15 protein-coding genes are annotated in these 17,381 nt (G+C 56.0%); 6 read left to right on the plus strand and 9 right to left on the minus strand.

Translation table 11 applies throughout. The annotated features are described in order from the left end of the window. Window positions 1-10: 10 nt before the first annotated feature. Together HYQ67_RS01005 and HYQ67_RS01010 are read right to left on the minus strand one after the other, a co-directional pair. Entirely contained in the window at window positions 11-1,687 is a 1,677-nt protein-coding gene (locus HYQ67_RS01005) for a methyl-accepting chemotaxis protein (RefSeq protein WP_202300795.1), read from the minus strand. A gap of 123 nt (window positions 1,688-1,810) precedes the next feature. Then, a complete protein-coding gene (locus tag HYQ67_RS01010; protein ID WP_202300796.1) occupies window positions 1,811-2,977 on the minus strand; it encodes an aminotransferase class I/II-fold pyridoxal phosphate-dependent enzyme in 1,167 nt (388 codons plus the stop codon). A gap of 135 nt (window positions 2,978-3,112) precedes the next feature. Here HYQ67_RS01010 and HYQ67_RS01015 point away from each other — a divergent pair, with 135 nt between their 5' ends. From HYQ67_RS01015 to iadA, 5 genes are read left to right on the plus strand one after another with little or no spacing between them, the layout of a single operon-like run. Further along, the gene (locus HYQ67_RS01015; RefSeq protein WP_202300797.1) at window positions 3,113-3,361 is read left to right on the plus strand and encodes a hypothetical protein; all 249 of its coding nucleotides are present in this window, start codon (window positions 3,113-3,115) and stop codon (window positions 3,359-3,361) included. After that, window positions 3,358-4,896, plus strand: coding sequence for a sodium:solute symporter family protein (locus HYQ67_RS01020; protein WP_202300798.1), 1,539 nt, complete (start codon window positions 3,358-3,360; stop codon window positions 4,894-4,896). The genes HYQ67_RS01015 and HYQ67_RS01020 overlap by 4 nt, the downstream gene beginning before the upstream one ends. A gap of 16 nt (window positions 4,897-4,912) precedes the next feature. Next, window positions 4,913-5,875: a GntR family transcriptional regulator gene (locus HYQ67_RS01025; protein WP_202300799.1), complete on the plus strand. Its 963-nt coding sequence runs from the start codon at window positions 4,913-4,915 to the stop codon at window positions 5,873-5,875. 13 nt (window positions 5,876-5,888) lie between these two features. Next, complete coding sequence (locus tag HYQ67_RS01030) at window positions 5,889-6,590, plus strand: creatininase family protein (RefSeq protein WP_202300800.1); 702 nt, start codon at window positions 5,889-5,891, stop codon at window positions 6,588-6,590. Between the two features lies 1 nt (window position 6,591). Further along, window positions 6,592-7,764, plus strand: coding sequence for a beta-aspartyl-peptidase (gene iadA, locus HYQ67_RS01035; protein WP_237391027.1), 1,173 nt, complete (start codon window positions 6,592-6,594; stop codon window positions 7,762-7,764). A 59-nt stretch (window positions 7,765-7,823) separates the two neighbouring features. Here the strand turns inward: iadA and HYQ67_RS01040 are convergent, their stop codons facing one another. The 5 genes from HYQ67_RS01040 to HYQ67_RS01060 all read right to left on the minus strand — a co-directional run bounded on the left by HYQ67_RS01040 (window position 7,824) and on the right by HYQ67_RS01060 (window position 13,114). Further along, on the minus strand, window positions 7,824-8,825 hold the full coding sequence (locus HYQ67_RS01040; RefSeq protein ID WP_237391028.1) for a Csu type fimbrial protein: 1,002 nt from the start codon (window positions 8,823-8,825) through the stop codon (window positions 7,824-7,826). Further along, window positions 8,825-11,182 (minus strand): fimbria/pilus outer membrane usher protein, encoded by a 2,358-nt coding sequence (locus tag HYQ67_RS01045; RefSeq protein WP_431355424.1) that lies wholly within the window; start codon window positions 11,180-11,182, stop codon window positions 8,825-8,827. The genes HYQ67_RS01040 and HYQ67_RS01045 overlap by 1 nt, the downstream gene beginning before the upstream one ends. 14 nt (window positions 11,183-11,196) lie before the next feature. Beyond that, window positions 11,197-11,946, minus strand: coding sequence for a fimbrial biogenesis chaperone (locus tag HYQ67_RS01050; RefSeq protein WP_202300804.1), 750 nt, complete (start codon window positions 11,944-11,946; stop codon window positions 11,197-11,199). A gap of 14 nt (window positions 11,947-11,960) precedes the next feature. Next, window positions 11,961-12,458 carry a Csu type fimbrial protein gene (locus HYQ67_RS01055; protein ID WP_202301065.1) on the minus strand — a complete coding sequence of 166 codons (498 nt, stop codon included), beginning with the start codon at window positions 12,456-12,458 and terminating at the stop codon, window positions 11,961-11,963. 86 nt (window positions 12,459-12,544) lie between these two features. Then, the gene (locus HYQ67_RS01060) at window positions 12,545-13,114 is read right to left on the minus strand and encodes a Csu type fimbrial protein (protein ID WP_202300806.1); all 570 of its coding nucleotides are present in this window, start codon (window positions 13,112-13,114) and stop codon (window positions 12,545-12,547) included. A 408-nt stretch (window positions 13,115-13,522) separates the two neighbouring features. Here HYQ67_RS01060 and HYQ67_RS01065 point away from each other — a divergent pair, with 408 nt between their 5' ends. Beyond that, window positions 13,523-14,794, plus strand: a complete 1,272-nt coding sequence (locus HYQ67_RS01065; RefSeq protein WP_202300808.1) for a cation:dicarboxylate symporter family transporter — start codon at window positions 13,523-13,525, stop codon at window positions 14,792-14,794. Window positions 14,795-14,862: 68 nt separating this feature from the next. Here HYQ67_RS01065 and cheW read toward each other — a convergent pair whose 3' ends face one another. Both cheW and cheA read right to left on the minus strand, forming a co-directional pair. Then, window positions 14,863-15,369 (minus strand): chemotaxis protein CheW, encoded by a 507-nt coding sequence (gene cheW / locus HYQ67_RS01070; RefSeq protein ID WP_202300810.1) that lies wholly within the window; start codon window positions 15,367-15,369, stop codon window positions 14,863-14,865. 16 nt (window positions 15,370-15,385) lie between these two features. Next, a complete protein-coding gene (gene cheA / locus HYQ67_RS01075) occupies window positions 15,386-17,380 on the minus strand; it encodes a chemotaxis protein CheA (RefSeq protein WP_202301066.1) in 1,995 nt (664 codons plus the stop codon). Window position 17,381: the final 1 nt, after the last annotated feature.

Genomic DNA, 17,381 nt, shown 5'->3' on the forward strand with positions numbered 1-17,381 from the left:
CAAGAGTCAGTCAGAAAGTTTCCCAATTATCATCGCCGCCGGCAGCAGGTGCCGGTTTACGCGGGCTTAGCGCAGGGGCGCTATAAACCTCACGAGGTGCGGTTACTGTGGCAGTCCGTTGCGCGCTGTTTACCTTTTTCAGACGGAAAGCAGCGACAGATTGTGTCAGCAGGCTAGCCTGCTCTTCGAGCGCGGCGGCGGCAGAGGCGGACTCTTCCACCAGCGAGGCGTTTTGCTGTGTGACGCGATCCATTTCGGAGACGGCGAGCGCCACCTGTTCGATACCGCGACTTTGTTCGTCAGAAGCAGAAGCGATTTCCCCCATGATGTCCGTCACGCGAGTCACCGCGCTGACGATATCGCTCATGGTTTCCCCGGCGCTTTCCACCAGCGCGGAGCCGGTATCTACACGGGAAACGGAGTCTTCTATCAGGGATTTGATCTCTTTCGCGGCCTGGGCGCTGCGCTGCGCCAGGTTACGAACCTCTCCGGCAACCACGGCGAATCCACGCCCCTGTTCCCCTGCCCGCGCAGCTTCAACCGCGGCGTTCAGCGCAAGGATATTGGTCTGGAAGGCGATGCCGTCGATCACGCTGGTGATATCGGCGATTTTTCTGGAGGAGCCAGCAATGTCATGCATGGTTTTCACCACGCCATCAACCACCTTTCCGCCGTGTGAAGCCGTATCGGAAGCGTTCAACGCCAGCTGTGAGGCCTGACGAGCGTTTTCGGCATTCTGCTTAACGGTGGCGGTAAGCTGCTCCATGCTGGCGGCAGTCTCTTCAAGAGAAGCGGCCTGCTGTTCGGTACGGGATGAGAGGTCGTTATTGCCCGCGGCAATTTCGCTCGCGCCGCTGTAGATCGCATCCGAGCCTTCGCGCACGCTGCCAACGGTGATGATCAGCTCCTGTTGCATGTGGCTGACGCTGGCTGCCAGCTCGCTGATTTCGTTGCGCCCGCTGCTGTCGATGGCTTCGGTCAGATTGCCGTTGGCAATTTCGCGAATATGGCCGATAACCACCGAAAGTGGCTTAAGGAGAACGGCGCGCATCCCTTGCCACACCAGTAAGATGATGGCTGCCAGCACGAGTGCCAGACCGGTGACTTCCCATTTGGCAGAGCTATAGCCGTTAGTACTGTCAACGTAGGACTGCTCATACATGCGGTCGTTAAGGGCAATGTACTTTTTATAGATGGCTTCCAGAGCGTTTTGTTTGTCCTGGGTAGGCTGGGCGAAATAGGCGTCGAGATTGCCATTGTCCAGGTAGCCAATCAGCTCTCCCAGCGCCTGGCTGTAGTTTTTAAAGTCATCATCAATGTCTTTGACCAGCACTTCCATTTCCGGAGAAATCGGCTCGATCTGTTTGAAGGCGTCATAATGTTTTTGCGCGTCTGCAAGGGTGACCTTCGCGTTATTCAGCAGTTCTGTTTTCACAGCCCCCTGGCCCCCGGCGGCTTCCGCCATACTGCGTGCTGAAGAGCGGCTAAGGTTGACGCGGGTTTGCAGCATCAGGTTCCAGGTCTGAGTAAGCTCAGACTGCTGTACACGCAGTTCACGGGAGATTTTGAAACCGTCGTTATTATCTTTTAAAACATTTAAAAACATACCGCCCGAGATGAGCTGCAGCAATGCGAACACTACCAGCACCAGCATCAGCATGGTGACAACGCGAATACGGTTCAACATATAACACCCAATGAATGACTTGATATCGGTGTTATCGGCATTCCCTGACGGAACTTTACGTGAAATTAGGGGAGACAATTTTACTGCTGCGGGCGGAGAGTTAACGCCGCTGCCGCACGTAATTTAGTCATCCCACAGCCAGGTCGGCAAATTGACACAGCAGCGTGCGGCGGCCATTCCTACCGGGCAATCCGGTAAGGTCAGCGGCTGGGGATGCACAGGGGTAGTAAACCAGACCCCAATTTCAATATTCAGCAGCTCTTCGAGCTCCCTGCGCTGCGTTTTTTGCGAGGCGCTTAGCATGACCGGATAGCGCAGCCAGGTGTTCTGCGCCCCCTCGCGGGACAAAAGTGGCTCAATGCCCTGCCTGGATGCCCAGTCCTGCCAGAATGACGCACCTTCGACTCTTTTTTGCACAAAGGTGTCAAGCTTCTCCAGCTGCAACAGCAGCAGTTCAGCAACAGGCTCCGCCATGCGCCAGCTATATTGCGGGGTAAACATCCCCGCCAGCTCGGCAGGCTGCATCTGTGGTATCAGGGCCACAGCAGGTGAAAAAGGACGGTTGTGCAGCTCGCCATAGGCTGCACGAAGCGTTTGTAGCAAAGCCGTAATAAACAGATTGTCCGCCTCGGGCGCCTGGTCATAAACCATCATCAGCCGCTCGCCAAGCTGTGGGTTTGCCGTGATAACCCATCCGCCATGAATCGTGTTAACTATCTTTGAACGCTCGCTGCTGAAGAAGGCGATATCGCCCAGCCTGCCAAGCAGCTGCCCCTGCCACTTCCCGCCGGTAGCATGCGCGCAGTCTTCGATGACCCAGAGATGATTTTCCCTTGCAACAGCGATCAGCTGTTCGATATCCCGGCAAACAAGCCCAAATGAATACTGGATTAACACTGCGCGAGTTCGCGGGGTGATTGCCTGTTTCAGCGCCCTGGCTGACATGCCGAAGGTGTTTATCTCAATGTCGGCAAAGCTAATTTCTATGCCGTTAAAAGTGATGGCATTCGCAACGCACTGACAGGTAAACGCTGGCACCACAATCCTGTCGCCAGGTTGCAGACCCAGCGTGCGGATAACCGCAAACAGTGCCGCCCTTCCCCCCATAAAACTGGCAGCCCAGGGCGTTTGCCAGTGCCGGGCGATGTGCTGGTGTAACGCGTTGCGTGCGCTGTTTTCCTCACGGGCCTCATCTGCTTGTTCTAACCAGCTGGCAGCACACGAGTCCTCCTGCTGGCTGAGGCTCATATTCAGTAGCGGTACACGGCGATTAAAGGATCTGGTGCGCATTTTTTAAACTCTCCGCTGCCCGGTTATTGTTGAAATTTAGATCAGCTGTTATAAGTTGTTATAACACACAACAGAAAGGCGTATTTACGCGCCGCGTCACAACACAACAATAATTCAACCGTTACAGGGGATTTTATGAACCTATTAACTAGCTGTTTTGAAAGAAGATGGTTTACCATCTTTATGGCAATGTATCTGTTTATTATGCTGCCATTGCCTTTCTTTTATAACACCCATTATGTCGCCGGATGGCTCGGCGTGCCCATTTTCATTTATGGATGGATCGCTCACGGTATAACAGTTCTGGCATTGATCATTCTTTATGCCTTTCAGTGTCTCAAACGCCCTGAATATCAGGACGAAGCGCTGGAGGAAACGCCATGAACCAACTGACTGATATATTGCGTCCCGAACCCATTCCGTTTTACACCACCCTGGCATTGTTTTTAGTGATCCTTGGTCTGATAGGCTGGCGCGCGGCTCGCTCCACCCGTTCGTTAAGTGACTTCCTGGTTATGGGGGGAAAAGCCGGTGCGATTGTGGGTGGCTTTGCCTATTTTGCCAGCCAGTACAGCATGAGCACCTTTATGGGCGTACCGGCGATGACTTACGGCACTGGCTTTGCCGGTATGAGCGTCTCCGTACCCGGCCTTGCCTTTTCCATGATCGTTCCGGTGCTGTTTGTCGGGCGCAAGCTTATGCTGCTGGGTCGGCGCTACAATATGTTGACCATGAGTGATTACCTGGCCGATCGCTACGAATCCAAATCCATACGCGGCATTCATGCCGTGATGTCGGTGCTGTTCCTGCTGGCCATGATGGGTGCCCAGACCGTAGGGGCAGGCGTAATACTCAACACCTTCACCGGGTTGCCGGAATGGATTGGCGTGGTCGCCATGGGGGTGATCGTTATCCTGTACTGTATGACCGGGGGGATGACAGGTGCGATGATGACCGATGTCCTACAGGGAGCGTTGATGGTCGCCACCGCAGTGGTGACTTTTGTTGTCTCGGTTCATGCAGGCGGCGGCATGGAGGCGATAACCAGTAAGCTTGCCCAAACCCTGCCAGGGCACCTCAGCCATCCGGGAACCAACAATAACTTCCCGTGGGCAACCTATGTCTCGATGATCGTGATGTGGAGTTTCTTCACCATCGGCCAGCCAACGCTGTTTACCAAATTTTTCACCATGAACAGCTATCGCACGATGTTCAAAGCGGTCATTCTTGGCACTCTCGGGATGCTCTTCTCCGCTACGCTGATTGAGTGGTCCGGCGTTAACGCGGCTACTTTTGTGCATGGTCTTACCGGGCAGGATGCTGATTTTATCGTCCCTGTCATCCTGCTGGAGAATGTCTCACCGTGGATATCAGCCCTGCTGATTACCGGTATTGTCTCCGCGGGAATGTCGACCATTTCAGCACTGCTGGTGGTCTGCACGGGGGGGATCACCCGCGACATCTATCAAAATATGTTTAATCCCCAGGCGTCACAGGAGAAAATCCTCAAACTCTCACGCTGGTTTACCGTAGCAGTGGGTATCGCCGCCGTGATAATAGGCATTATGAAACCCGCTGGCATCTTCTCGCTTATCCGTTTTGCATTTGGTGGGCTTGGGATATGGGTTGCCCCCGTTATTCTGGGCATGTACTGGAAACGAGCCAGCCGCAGCGGAGCCATTAGTGCGGTGATCCTCGGCGAAGTTGCCTATGTCGCCATGAAGCTCTGGGCGCCGCATCTGTCCTTTGGTTTTGATCCGCTGATTATTTGTTGGGCTTTCACCATGCTGGTGATGATTGCCGTCAGCCTGGTGACAAAGCCCGCCGGACAAGCCACTCTGCATCGCCATTTTGAAGCTCTGCAAAGTACAGCTACACGTCGACAACCGGCGTCAGTCGCACACGAAAACGCGCCATAATTACCTTGAGGAATGGATGAAAATCTCAATTGATAAAACATTACCTGTCGCATTGCAGGCACAGATCGTCGGCGCTATCGAGTACGGTATTATGGCGGGAGATTTTCGCCACGATGCGGCACTCCCCTCCGTGCGGGCGCTGGGCAAAGCGCTGGGGGTAGCGCAGCTTACCGTCAGCCACGCTTACGGTACGCTTAAGGCAATGGGATTAATTGAGACCATCCCCGGCAAAGGCACCTATGTCGTGCGCGAACATCAGGAGCAGGTGCTGGATAACGAGGTGGGGAAATTGCGTCAGCGTTTTCAGCAGCTCGTGGCGGATGCAGAAGCCCTGGGCCTTTCCTCCTCCTTTTTTGTCGGGCTGTTAAATCAGGAGAGCGCGCCGGGCATACTGAATCTGCCGTTCTGTCTGGCCATCGTCGGTAATTCGAATCGTATTAACCTCAGCTATATTGCCGCGGTTGAAGAGGCGCTGAACATCACGCTTGCGGCGGACAGCTATACCTTCAGCGAATTTAACGAGCTGCAGGATGAAAAACTGTCGGATTACGGTCTCTGGCTCACCATTCCTCACTGCATTCCCCGCCTCCGCCTGCGGCTGGCGGAAAGTATCCCGGTTTACGCGCCTTATCTGATCCCGGCGGAAAGTACGCGTACCCAACTGGCCTCGCTGCCGGCGGATATGCCGGTTTTGCTGATTTCACGCTTTGAAAACTTCATCCCCGCCATGCTCGAAGGGGTAAAGCGCTTTGCCCCTCATCTCGGGGAGATAAAAATCATCACTCTGGAAGACGAGAAGCTGGAGGCATTGCTGCTCAGCTATCGGGCGGTCATATACAGCACCGGCTGCCACAGCCGTCTGCAGCAGTTTAGTCAACCAGAGATCGTGTTCGAATATCGCCATACACCAGAACCTCGCTATCTGCGCGATATCCTGTTCCCCGCTTTACATCAGTACGCGCAGCGCAACAAAGAATAATAAGGATAACATCATGCAAATACAGAATATGAACTGGCTCCAGGTTGAAGCTCACCTGCAAAAAGACGATCGGGCGATCCTGCCGCTTGGCAGCACGGAACAGCATGCTTATCTCAGTTTGTGTACTGACCACATTCTTGCTTCCCGCCTGGCTTGTGAAGTGGGCGAACAGGCGGATGTCCCGGTCTACCCCGGTATTCCTTTCGGCATGGCACCCTATTTCACGGCCTTTCCAGGGACTGTCAATCTACAGCCAGCCACCTACAACGCGCTGGTCAACGATGTTTTAGACAGCCTGTACCACAGCGGTTTTCGCCGTATCATGCTGATCAATGGTCACGGCGGTAACAGCCCGGTACAGCCGCAAATCCACAACTGGCTTAATAAACATCCTGATGCCCGCGTACTGTTACACAACTGGTGGGCTGCCACAGAGACGATGAAGCAGGTAAAACATTTTTCCAGCAATGCGAGCCACGCCTCATGGATGGAGAATTTCTCGTGGACGCGGCTGGCTAACGTTGTCATGCCCGACCATGAAAAGCCTGCGCTTAAGCTGGCGGCCCTGGCGCAGCTGCCTGCTTCACAGGTGAAAGAGTACATTGGGGACGGCAATTACGGCGGGCAGTATCAGCGGGATGACGCCGATATGATGCAAATTTGGGAACAGGCCAGGCAGGAGACGCTGGCGCTGCTGAATGACGGGTGGGTCTAGCATGGAAACAATTCAGTTTACGCTGCTGAAAAATGCCAGGCTTCTGACCCCCACGGGTATTCGCCCTGGCTCCCTGCTGTTAGGCAACGGAAAAATTCTGGCTCTGGGCGAAGATCTTTCCCCCCCTTATCTGAGCCACTGCCACACGGTAAATATCAAAAATCAGCTCGTTTTGCCGGGTATGATTGACCAACACGTTCACCTGACCGGCGGCGGCGGTGAAGATGGTTTCCACACCCGGACGCCGGAAGTGACCCTGAGCCAGTTACTGAAAGCGGGGATCACAAGCGTTATGGGCCTGCTGGGGACAGACGGGACAACCCGCCATATCTCTTCGCTGTTCGCAAAAGTTATGGGGCTACGTCATGAAGGGATAAGCGCCTGGATGCTGACCGGATCCTACGAAGTGCCTACCGTGACGCTGACCGACTCCGTTAAAGAGGATATTGCCTTTCTGGAGCCGGTTCTGGGTGTTAAAACGGCGATTTCTGACCATCGTTCCTCCTTCCCTACCCTGCATGAACTGATCCGTCTGGGTACGCAGGCTCGCGCAGCCGCCCTCATGACGCGTAAACCAGGTCTGGTGGTAATGCATCTCGGTAATGCCAGCAGCGCCCTTCAACCGCTGGAAGAAGTGCTCAACCATTGTGATGTACCTGCAGGTCATTTTCTGCCCACGCACGTTAATCGTCAGCGACACTTATGGGATCACAGCCTGCAGCTTGCACGTAGTCATAAAGTTAATCTGGATATTACCTCGGGAATTAACCCGGAACTGGGTGCCAGAGGCGCGGTAAAACCTTCACAGGCAGTTATCGAAGCGCTGGATAATGGCATTGATTTGTCGCAGCTCACGCTCAGCTCCGACGGCAATGGCAGCATTCCGGCCTTTGATGCCCTGGGCAACTTAACCGGTTTAACCGTAGCTGGGTTCGACAGTTTATTGCAGGAGATACGCGATCTGCATGAACAGCTGCCGCTGGAAACAATCTGGCCGCTGGTTGCCGGGAACGTTGCGCACAGGCTTAAACTTTCTGGCAAAGGGGCCTTATTACCCGGTTACGACGCGGACCTGCTGATAGTCGACGATCGCCTTGAAATCCGCGCTGTATGGGCGAAGGGCCAGCTGATGCTGGACGGACAAGATCTGCTGGTAAAGGGGACGTTTGAATAACCGTAGAAATCTGCACTCGCTCATTCTGGCGCACGGAAAGGGAAGCGGTACGCACGGCATCAAAATGCAATATCCACCACCAGCGTATCCGTATAGGTCCCGGCAGGCGGCGTGTCCTGGCTGGTGAGAACTTTGGCGACATAGTTGTAGCTGCGTAGCAGACCGTCGGTGCTGACGGCAGAGGAGACGCCGCTGGCCCAACGCTCCGCACCGAGGATTCCCCAGCGGTCAGTCCCGTTGGACTTATAAACTTCATAGTTCATAAAGTTGCTGCCGCTGGCCATCCGTCTCACCGTGCCGTTGGGGTGGATACCGTTATCCAGCCCGACGGTGTAGGTACTGCCCTTGGTGCAGGTGATGCCTACGGTCTGGGAGACGCTTTTGAAGTTTTGCACCAGTGGCGCGCTGTCAAAGTTGACCGCCGGGGCGGAAATCGCCGTGCAGTCGTTGGTGACGGTCATGGAAAGCGTGGTGGTCGGCGAGCCATTCCCCGTCTGATACGCCAGGCAGAGCGCCACACCAAGGCTGCAAATATTCCAGTCGATGCGAAAGTTCAGCACCAGCCGATAAGGCCCGGCGCTGATGTTCTGCCCGGCGACGGTGCGAAAGTAAATCGGCAGGTCGTACCGTTTGCTGGATAACAGGCCAAGCAGCGTTGACCCGCTCCAGGTGTAGGTTCCTCCCACCTGCACTTCGCTGTTGTTGGCGCAGGCGGCCTGCCCGCAGACAACCACCGGAACGTTATCGGGGTTCGCTGGCGTATCCGTACGCCGCAACAGCCCGCGAGTCCCGCCCGGCGCGGGTGTCGCACTCACAAAGGTCAGCGTCACGTTATCAGAGGTCAGGAGATTCAGTACCGTATCGCAGCTCAGCGACAGGGTCGCCGAGGTAGACTGTACGGTGGTATTGACCACAAAAGAGCTTTGCGTACCGAACGATCCCGTATTCGAGCCGCTGAGCGTGCAGGCCGCCCGTACCGGCGCTGTGAAAAACAGCAGCAGCAATCCCAAAAGCAGACAGATTTTGGCCGGGCGGCTATTCGCCCATCTGCTGCGGGCCATCACGGTGCCTCCCGGCGGCAAACCAACGGGCCATAGGTATTGAGTTTGTGATCGCTTTTTGTCGACAGGGTAAGCGTTGTGCGACAGCGTTTACCGTCCGGCATGGTGACGATCAGCGGGTTAACGTCACTGAGATCCTCAAGATAGGCGATACCGTCATAGCCTACCGGAACCGGGGGTTGCAGCCTGCGGTAAACCTGGCTTGAAACGGGCAGCGGCCTGCCCTCCTCATCGTGCAGCACCACGCTTGCCACCCACTGCTGCTGCACAGGGAAATCGAGCAGATAACCCGAGCGGCGGCGCAGCGCAATGCGCTGTTCGGTATTTTTGAGTGCGGTATCCGCCGGCAGATTCAGCGTGTTAATACTGTAGTTAGCGGGATAGTAAGAAGAGACGCCGCTTATCAGCAGATAGCCGTCGTCGTCGGTGGTGCCCATCGGCTGGTTTTCATAATTCACCGTCACGCCGCGATGGCCGTCGGTACTGACCACCACAAAGGCATCGTTAACGCGGTTGGCGGCAAACAGCGTGCCGTCCATCATCACCAGCGAGCCGGTCAATTCCCCCCACTGGGTATAGCTGTTGCGCTGGCCGTAAGCCCCGCCCTGCAGCTCAACTTTGTTATTGCGCCAGCCCAGCGTCGCCTGCTGATAATCGTCGCTGTCACTCTGATTAGCGTAGGCCATGTTCCAGCTGAATCCACCGTCGCTCGGCATGGCATGGCTGTAGTTCACCCGCTGCGTGTTACCGGCATCCGGCGTGTTCTCAACGCTGAACGCTACGTTGTCCTGCGTGCCGAACGGCACCTGTAAGGACAGGGCCATCGTCCAGCCGCTGGTCGCTGGATCGTGGCTGGCAGCAAGATAAAAGCTGCTGTTGCCCCACAGGTTTTTGCTCCACGACAGATTGAGCAGCTGGGTTTTCTCGTCGTCGAAGCTGCGCACGTCGATCCACGCCGCGCCAATGTTGCCGTACTCGCCCATATTAAAGGAGAGCGAGTATTGATCGGTGCTGCGGCTCAGGCTGGCAATGGGCTGATGGTCATCGTCGTAAAGATCGGGGGAGTCGTAGAGCGCGAGATTGCCGAAGGTGCGATCGCGGTGGCTGTGCTGGGTGTCGATGTTAAACCAGTCGGTATTGTACTGGTAACCCCAGTTTATCTGCTGCCCTCCTTTGCCGCGCATTTCGCTGCGGGAGTACGCGCCGTTGACCACGCCGAAGCTGCCCAGTTTGACCAGCGTCCCCAGCCCGCCCAGCGCAAGTGATTCCGCCCCTTCCGCATGGCTCTCAACCGTCCAGTAGTCGTTCACGCCGTAGCGATACGAACCGCTGGCCGCCGCCGGGCCATAGGAGAAGTTTTCCAGCCCGTAGTCACGCCGCAAACTGCCGAGCGTGATCGCCCCGTCGCTGAGCCCGGGTTTGAGCAATTCACTGGCGACATAAAACGGCAAGGTGGTTGAAACCTGACGCCCAAGCGCGTCCGTGGTGACCAGCACCGCATCGCCGGAGCCATTAACGTACGGCAGGTTGGTGAGCGTGAACGGGCCGGGCTGCAGATTTGTGCTGCCGGTTCGGTAACCGTTGATAAAGACGTCAACGGTGGACGGCACCGCCGCCTCGCCGGAGAAGGCGGGAAGCGGATAGGTAATTAAATCCGGACGCAGGGTAAAGTCGCGCCCGAAAGAGACGCCCCCCATGCGCACGCTGCTGCTCCAGCTCAGGGCATCGCTGACCACGTCCCCCGCCGACCAGCTTAAAACATCGTCTTCGTCGGTGCCGGTCAGGGTGGTGTCATAGCGCAGGTAGCCGTCATTTTCGCTGTCGTAGCCGGAGAACTGCTGGCGAAACGTCCCGGTGCTGGAAAGACTGTAGCTGCCGCTGAAAATGCGCAGCTCGTGCCAGGCCGTGGTCTGGGAGCCGCTGTTCTGCGTGTTGCTGGCGTAGACGTCGTAATTAAGAAGCGCGCCGGTTCCGCCCAGGGCTTTTACGCGCGAATCGCGCTTGCCAAGCATCAGCGCCTGTTCGGGCAGCCAGTCGTTCGGCACGCTCAGCAGCAGCCGCTGGCCGGTGCTGTCATAGTTTGCCTGCACCCTGGATAAGGCAGAGACATTCACGTCCCCGGCAGGGAGTTTGTCTGCCGGCAGGCCCGCGCGCTGTAAATCGGCGCTGGAGACAAAATACTGTCCGTTGCGCCGGGTAACGGGTACCACCTGGCCGCTGTCCCATTGGTTAAAAACCAGGGAAAGATGAAAAACCGTTGCGGCATCCGCCTCCTGCGCCCGCGGCGGTGGAGGCAACAGATCATCCCCGTCTTCAGCGCCAGCGCCGGGTGACAGGGAGGAGAGTAAGATAGCCATCGGCAGTAACCGGGTTAGTTGACCGGTGCGGATTGCCATACATCGTCAGGCGCATTGATCGAGGCGGAAAGCTGCGTCGGACGCGTCATGGAGGCCGGCAGTGGCCAGGCGCGCTCGCTGTTGGGCAGCACATAGCCCATCAGCCCATCCGCTAATACCCGCTGCTGGCCGCCCTGCGCCAGCGTGACCTTGCTGAGGCGCACGTGAACGTTGCCTCGATTGGCGACCTGAAGGGCAGGTTTTCCACCGTCGTTGATGACCCGCCAGGAAAGCTGGCCGGGGTCAGTATTGGCGTGGTTGCTGGCCGCTGTCTTTGTCGCGATGCCCTGGCCGTAGGCGAACAGGGGAATGGAGTAGCGCATCTGCAGTTTCAGGCCCATCTGCGGCCTGCTGTTGTCCGTCGGCTGGGGGATTTCATCCACTACAATACGATAAGCCTGCTCCTGCCCTGCCGGTATGGTGCTCTGTTTTATCAGGCGGATCAGCTGTTTGCTGCCGCCTTTGATGTTCACAATCGGCGGGCTGGCCACCACGTCCTGCTGTTGCTGATAGCGTTCATGTCCCCCCTCCTGCTGCCAGCGCACCACCCTCACCTGCATGGTCGTGGCGCTGCTTCCCTGGTTCTGGATCCACAGTTCTGCCGCTTTGGCGTCGGCGGCGAGAAAAGGATCGATAGGCCAGATGAGAACGTTACTGGCGGCTCCCGCCTGCCAGACGGTCAATAACCCGAGCGCCGCGCAGGCTCCTCTTATCCACTGCTTCATTTTGTTCTCCCTGGTTACCATGACAGCGTCACGGTGAGTTGGTCGGTATAGGTCCCTGCCGGACTGAATCCCGTAAGCTGCGCCGCGCCAAACAGGGGCAGCGTAATGTTGTTACTGTTGCTGTACGCTACCGTCACCGCCTGATTAACAAGGATCTCACTGCCGGCCGTCAGCGAACTGCTGGTATACAGGCGATAAGGCACCGCATCCGTTCCACCGCTACGAACCATACGCCGCACGGTGGTGTAATTTCGTCCGCCGTCGATAGCCATACTCAGTACCACGCCCGGCGTGCAGGCAAGCGTTAGCGAGCCGTTTGGTACAAAAGCGGCGCTGGTGATACCGCTCTCCACTCCCGAATGGCTACCAAAGTTGAACGTCCCGAACACGCTGCCGGTGCCCGTCGTGACGGAGCAGCCCGGCGTTATCGTTGCGCCTACCTGAAACGACCTGCTGGTCACCGTCAACGCGCCGGCAGAAAGGGATATTCCCGAAAGCACGCCCGCCAGCAAGAATCCATGGAATTTGAGCAAAGCGAAGCCCTCAGCAGTCGCGGCTGCCTGTTCAGTTCCTTAACTGATTTCGGTTGAAGCGCGGGTTAGTAAGTCACACTCACGTTAATCGTGTCGGTGTAGGTGCCGGGTGCCACAGTCACGCTATTGCCCCCACCCTGAATACGCCCGTAGACAATATAGTTATCCACGCCTGCGGTTGTGGACGCTTTCGGAATAGCCGTATTGTTGGCGATCACATTCGCAAAAGCGTTATCGCTGTAGATGCTGTAGGCCACCCCCTGGGTCGCATCAGCCGTGTTAATCAGGTAGCGGGCTGGCGTTCCTGGCGTCCCCACGGCGGTGGCTGGCGCGCCGTTGGTGCTGCCCGTCACCTGCACGGTATAGGTTGCCCCGTTAGTACACTGGATGCCAAAACTGTTGCCTCCCGACGCACCGCTGAGCGTGGTGGTGAGCTGGCTAAACGTCGCCGGGCTGGTACCGAAGTTCAGCGTACCGAAGTTAATACCGTTCTGAGCCGGAGAGCCATTGATCAGACAGCCGTTGGTGAGAGTTAGCGTGGCGGCGATAGTCCCGCTGCTGGTGACGGCCTGAGCCGACGTGGTGCCAAGCAGCAGGCCGCTGGCGCAGAGCGTCAGAAGAAAAATTTTGTTCATTGTGTCGTCCTCAACGTAAATGAAACACCACCGCGAACGACCACCCGACGGTTGGCAAACCATTAACTCTCTAATAATTAGAAATTTAGTTTAGGGTGGGGAAATTAACCAGAGCAGCCGGTCAAAACCATGCTGAGGGCGTATTGACACAATTAATTATTTTAAATCATACGGTTAGAGCCTGTTTACGGCGTACTACTTGTAACGTGAACAAGATATATTCATTTATGTGTGATGTTCATCACAGTTCATCGTTTCATTAACAAAATCGATAAAGTATAAAAAATAGTTGTAAAAAGTGTCGCGCTGATTCAATTTATTACGCAAATATATGCTGAGTAATTATAACTATTACATATGATTCAGCAGGTTAATAAAGGGTTAATTACAGGCAGGGGTTACAGGCACGTGGCAAGTTCAAACAAACTTACGCTGTTTATCATTCTTTTTATGATGGCAGGGATCTTCTGCGGCGCGGCGATTCATGAGTACGCGTCTGCGGAGTCAGTCAAAACGTACGCAAATAACATCACCCTCTTCACCGATATCTTCCTGCGCTTAATTAAGATGGTCATTGCGCCGCTGGTCTTCAGCACGTTGACCGTGGGCATTATGAAGCTCGGGGAAACCTCAACCATTGGCCGCATCGGCGGCAAGGCGATGGTCTGGTTTATCTCCTCCTCCGTGCTGTCGATTCTGGTTGGCCTGTTTGTCGTCACGGTGACGCACCCGGGAAGCGGTATGAATCTGCAAGTCCCGGCAGGCGACGTACAGACGGGCCTGGCGGTCAGCGGTATGTCCCTGAAGGCCTTTGTTTCACACACTATCCCCACCAGCATTGCTGGCGCGATGTCCGATAACGAGATCCTGCAAATCGTGGTGTTCTCTCTGTTCTTCGGCATTGCCGGGGCGTCGCTGGGCGAGAAGTTTAATGCCCCGCTGGTTGCCGCACTGGATGTGGTTTCCCATATCATGCTGAAGGTCACCGGCTATGTGATGTACGCTGCGCCGCTGGCCATTTTCGCCGCCATTTCATCGGTCATTGCTACCGAAGGTTTAGGCATTTTGCTTAACTACGCTTCGTTTATCGGCGGCTACTATGTGGCCATCGTGCTTACCTGCGTGGTGCTGATTGGCGTGGGCTACATGGTGTTGAAAGGTGAAATTTTCCGGCTGCTGGCCATGCTCAAAGATCCGGTGCTGGTCGCCTTCACCACCAGCAGTTCCGAAGCGGCCTACCCGAAAACGCTCGACCAGCTAACGCGCTTTGGCTGTTCACGCAATATCGCGTCTTTTGTGCTGCCGATTGGCTATTCGTTCAATCTGGTCGGATCGATGGTCTACTGCTCTTTCGCCTCAATGTTTATCGCCCAGGCGTACAACATTCATCTCACCTTCTCGGAAATTGTCGTCCTGATGCTAACGCTGATGCTCGCCTCAAAAGGGATTGCCGGCGTGCCGCGTTCTGCACTGGTGGTACTGGCAGCAACCATCCCGAGCTTTAACATTCCGGTGGCGGGCATTCTGCTGCTGATGGGCATTGACCATTTCCTGGATATGGGCCGGTCGGCTATTAACGTGCTGGGGAACGGGGTCGCAACAGCGATGCTGTCGAAGAATGAAGGGAGGCGGGAAGAAGAGCATTCGGCTGGAGAAGAGGTCGCCGTAAACGGCGGATGACGCTGACGCTTATCCGCCCTACGCGATAAATTGTAGGGCGGATAAGCCTGCGTTATCCGCCACAAATATCAGGCTACGCGGCTGCTGGTGGCTAAGTCCACCAGCGCCATCTCTTCGCTGTTCAGCAGCTTCTCGATGTTCACCAGAATCAACATGCGATCGCCAAGCGCGCCGAGCCCCGTCAGGTATTCGGTAGACAGCGTGACCGCAAACTCCGGCGCCGGGCGAATCTGATCCGCTGCCAGCGACAGCACGTCAGACACGCCGTCGACCACGATACCTACAACGCGCTGACCCAGATTAAGCACGATAACCACGGTGTTTTCGTTGTACTCAACGCCCGTCTGGTCGAACTTGACCCGCAGATCGAGGATCGGCACGATAACGCCGCGCAGGTTGGTCACCCCTTTGATAAACGGCGGCGTGTTGGCAATGCGCGTCACCTGGTCGTAACCACGGATCTCCTGCACTTTCAGAATGTCGATGCCGTACTCTTCGTCACCCAGGGTGAACACCAGGAACTCCTGCCCGGATGGCTCCCCGGCAATTTTTGTCACATTAGTTAATCCGGTCATTGATATACCTATTCTCTTAACATGTTGGGAGAGCGAGCGTGCCCGACGTACGTTGCTCGCGATTTAAGTTTTGCAGTGCGGAGACATCCACGATCAGCGCAACGCTGCCGTCGCCCAGAATGGTTGCGGCGGAAATTCCCGGCACTTTGCGATAGTTGCTTTCAAGGTTTTTCACCACCACCTGATGCTGACCAATCAGCTGATCGACCAGCAGCGCATAGCGACGCCCCCCGCTTTGCAGGATCACCACGATGCCCTGCGTCGCTTCGGTTTTCGCCCCTTCGACATCAAAGAGCTGCCACATCTCCACCAGCGGCAGGTATTCGCCGCGCACTTCCAGCACACGTTCACCGCCCGCCAGAGGATGGAGTTCATCATCTTTAGGCTGGAGAGATTCCATCACGGCGTTCAGCGGCAGAATAAAGACTTCATCAGCGACTTTTACCGACATACCGTCAAGGATGGCCAGCGTCAGCGGCAGCAGAATGCGAATGGTTGTCCCTGCCCCGGCCCTGGACTGGATCTCAACGTGCCCCCCCATTTCCTGGATGTTTCTCTTCACCACGTCCATACCCACACCACGGCCTGAAACGTCCGTGACCTGCTCGGCGGTAGAGAAACCTGGGGCGAAGATCAGCATGCCAACTTCGTCGTCGGACATGTTTTCACTGACCGCCATACCCTGCGAAAGCGCTTTAGCAAGAATACGTTCACGGTTAAGTCCGGCACCATCATCAATCACTTCAATGCAGATGTTGCCCCCCTGATGCTCTGCGGAGAGCGTCAGGTTACCGACTTCAGATTTACCCGCGGCGCGGCGTTTTTCAGGGGTTTCGATGCCGTGATCGAGGCTGTTACGAACCAGGTGCGTCAGCGGATCGATAATGCGTTCGATAAGGCTTTTATCAAGTTCGGTGGAGCTGCCCTGGAGCGTCAGTTCAACCTGCTTGTCGAGTTTGCCCGCCAGATCGCGCACCAGGCGTGGGAAGCGGCTGAAGACATATTCCATCGGCATCATACGAATAGACATGACCGATTCTTGCAGATCGCGGGCGTTGCGCTGCAGCTGGCCCATACTGGTTATCAGCTCACCGTGATTGACCGGGTCAAGCTCGTGTGAACGCTGGGCCAGCATCGACTGGGTAATCACCAGTTCGCCGACCAGGTTAATCAGCTGATCCACTTTCTCAACGGCCACACGAATACTGGTTGATTCGCTCACGCGGGCTGGTTTTGATTCACGTGCAACGGTCGCCGGCGGCTTAGCCACCTCCGCAACGGCTTCAGATTTCTCTGCAACCACGGCAGGCGCTGTCTCCGGCACCACTTCCACCGCCGTTGTGCTTGCAGGCAATGGAAGGAATTGCAGCTGCTCTGGCTCAATCACAAAGCAGAGCACCGCGGTGATATCATCGGCGCTGACGCTGGTTTCAAGCGTGGCGAGGATGCCACCCTCGACTTTCTCGACGTCGCTCAGCGTGCCGAGATTGCCCAGCTCTTCAAGCAGCAGGTCGCGCTCATTCTCTTTTAGCCCATTAATGGCAACGCGCAGTTTCCCGTCGCCGGAATCAGGCACCTCTTTTTCAACCACGGTGAGTTTTGCGGGGGCCGCAGGCTGCTCGCCTTTGGCATCAAGCGCCAGCTGACGCAACGCTTTGCAGATATATTCAAAGCTTTCGGCATCCGGTACCTGCGAGCTTTTATAGGCGTCCAACTGCTCCTGCATAATATCTTTGGTTTCCAAAAACAGGTTGATGATATCGGTGTTGAGTTGCATTTCACCGCGTCGCGCTTCATCCAGCAGGTTCTCCATCAAATGCGTGGTTTCCTGCAATACGCTGAAGCCGAAAGTGCCCGCGCCACCTTTAATAGAGTGAGCGGCACGGAAAATGGCGTTCAGCTGCTCTGAATCTGGTGCCTCCGGCACAAGGCTCAGCAGATGCTGCTCCATATCGGCCAGTAGCTCATCGGCCTCGTCAAAAAATGTCTGATAAAAATCGCTGATATCCATA

It is taken from the genome of Dryocola clanedunensis subsp. sulfonylureivorans, from assembly GCF_016756775.1.
Lineage (GTDB): Bacteria > Pseudomonadota > Gammaproteobacteria > Enterobacterales > Enterobacteriaceae > Dryocola > Dryocola clanedunensis.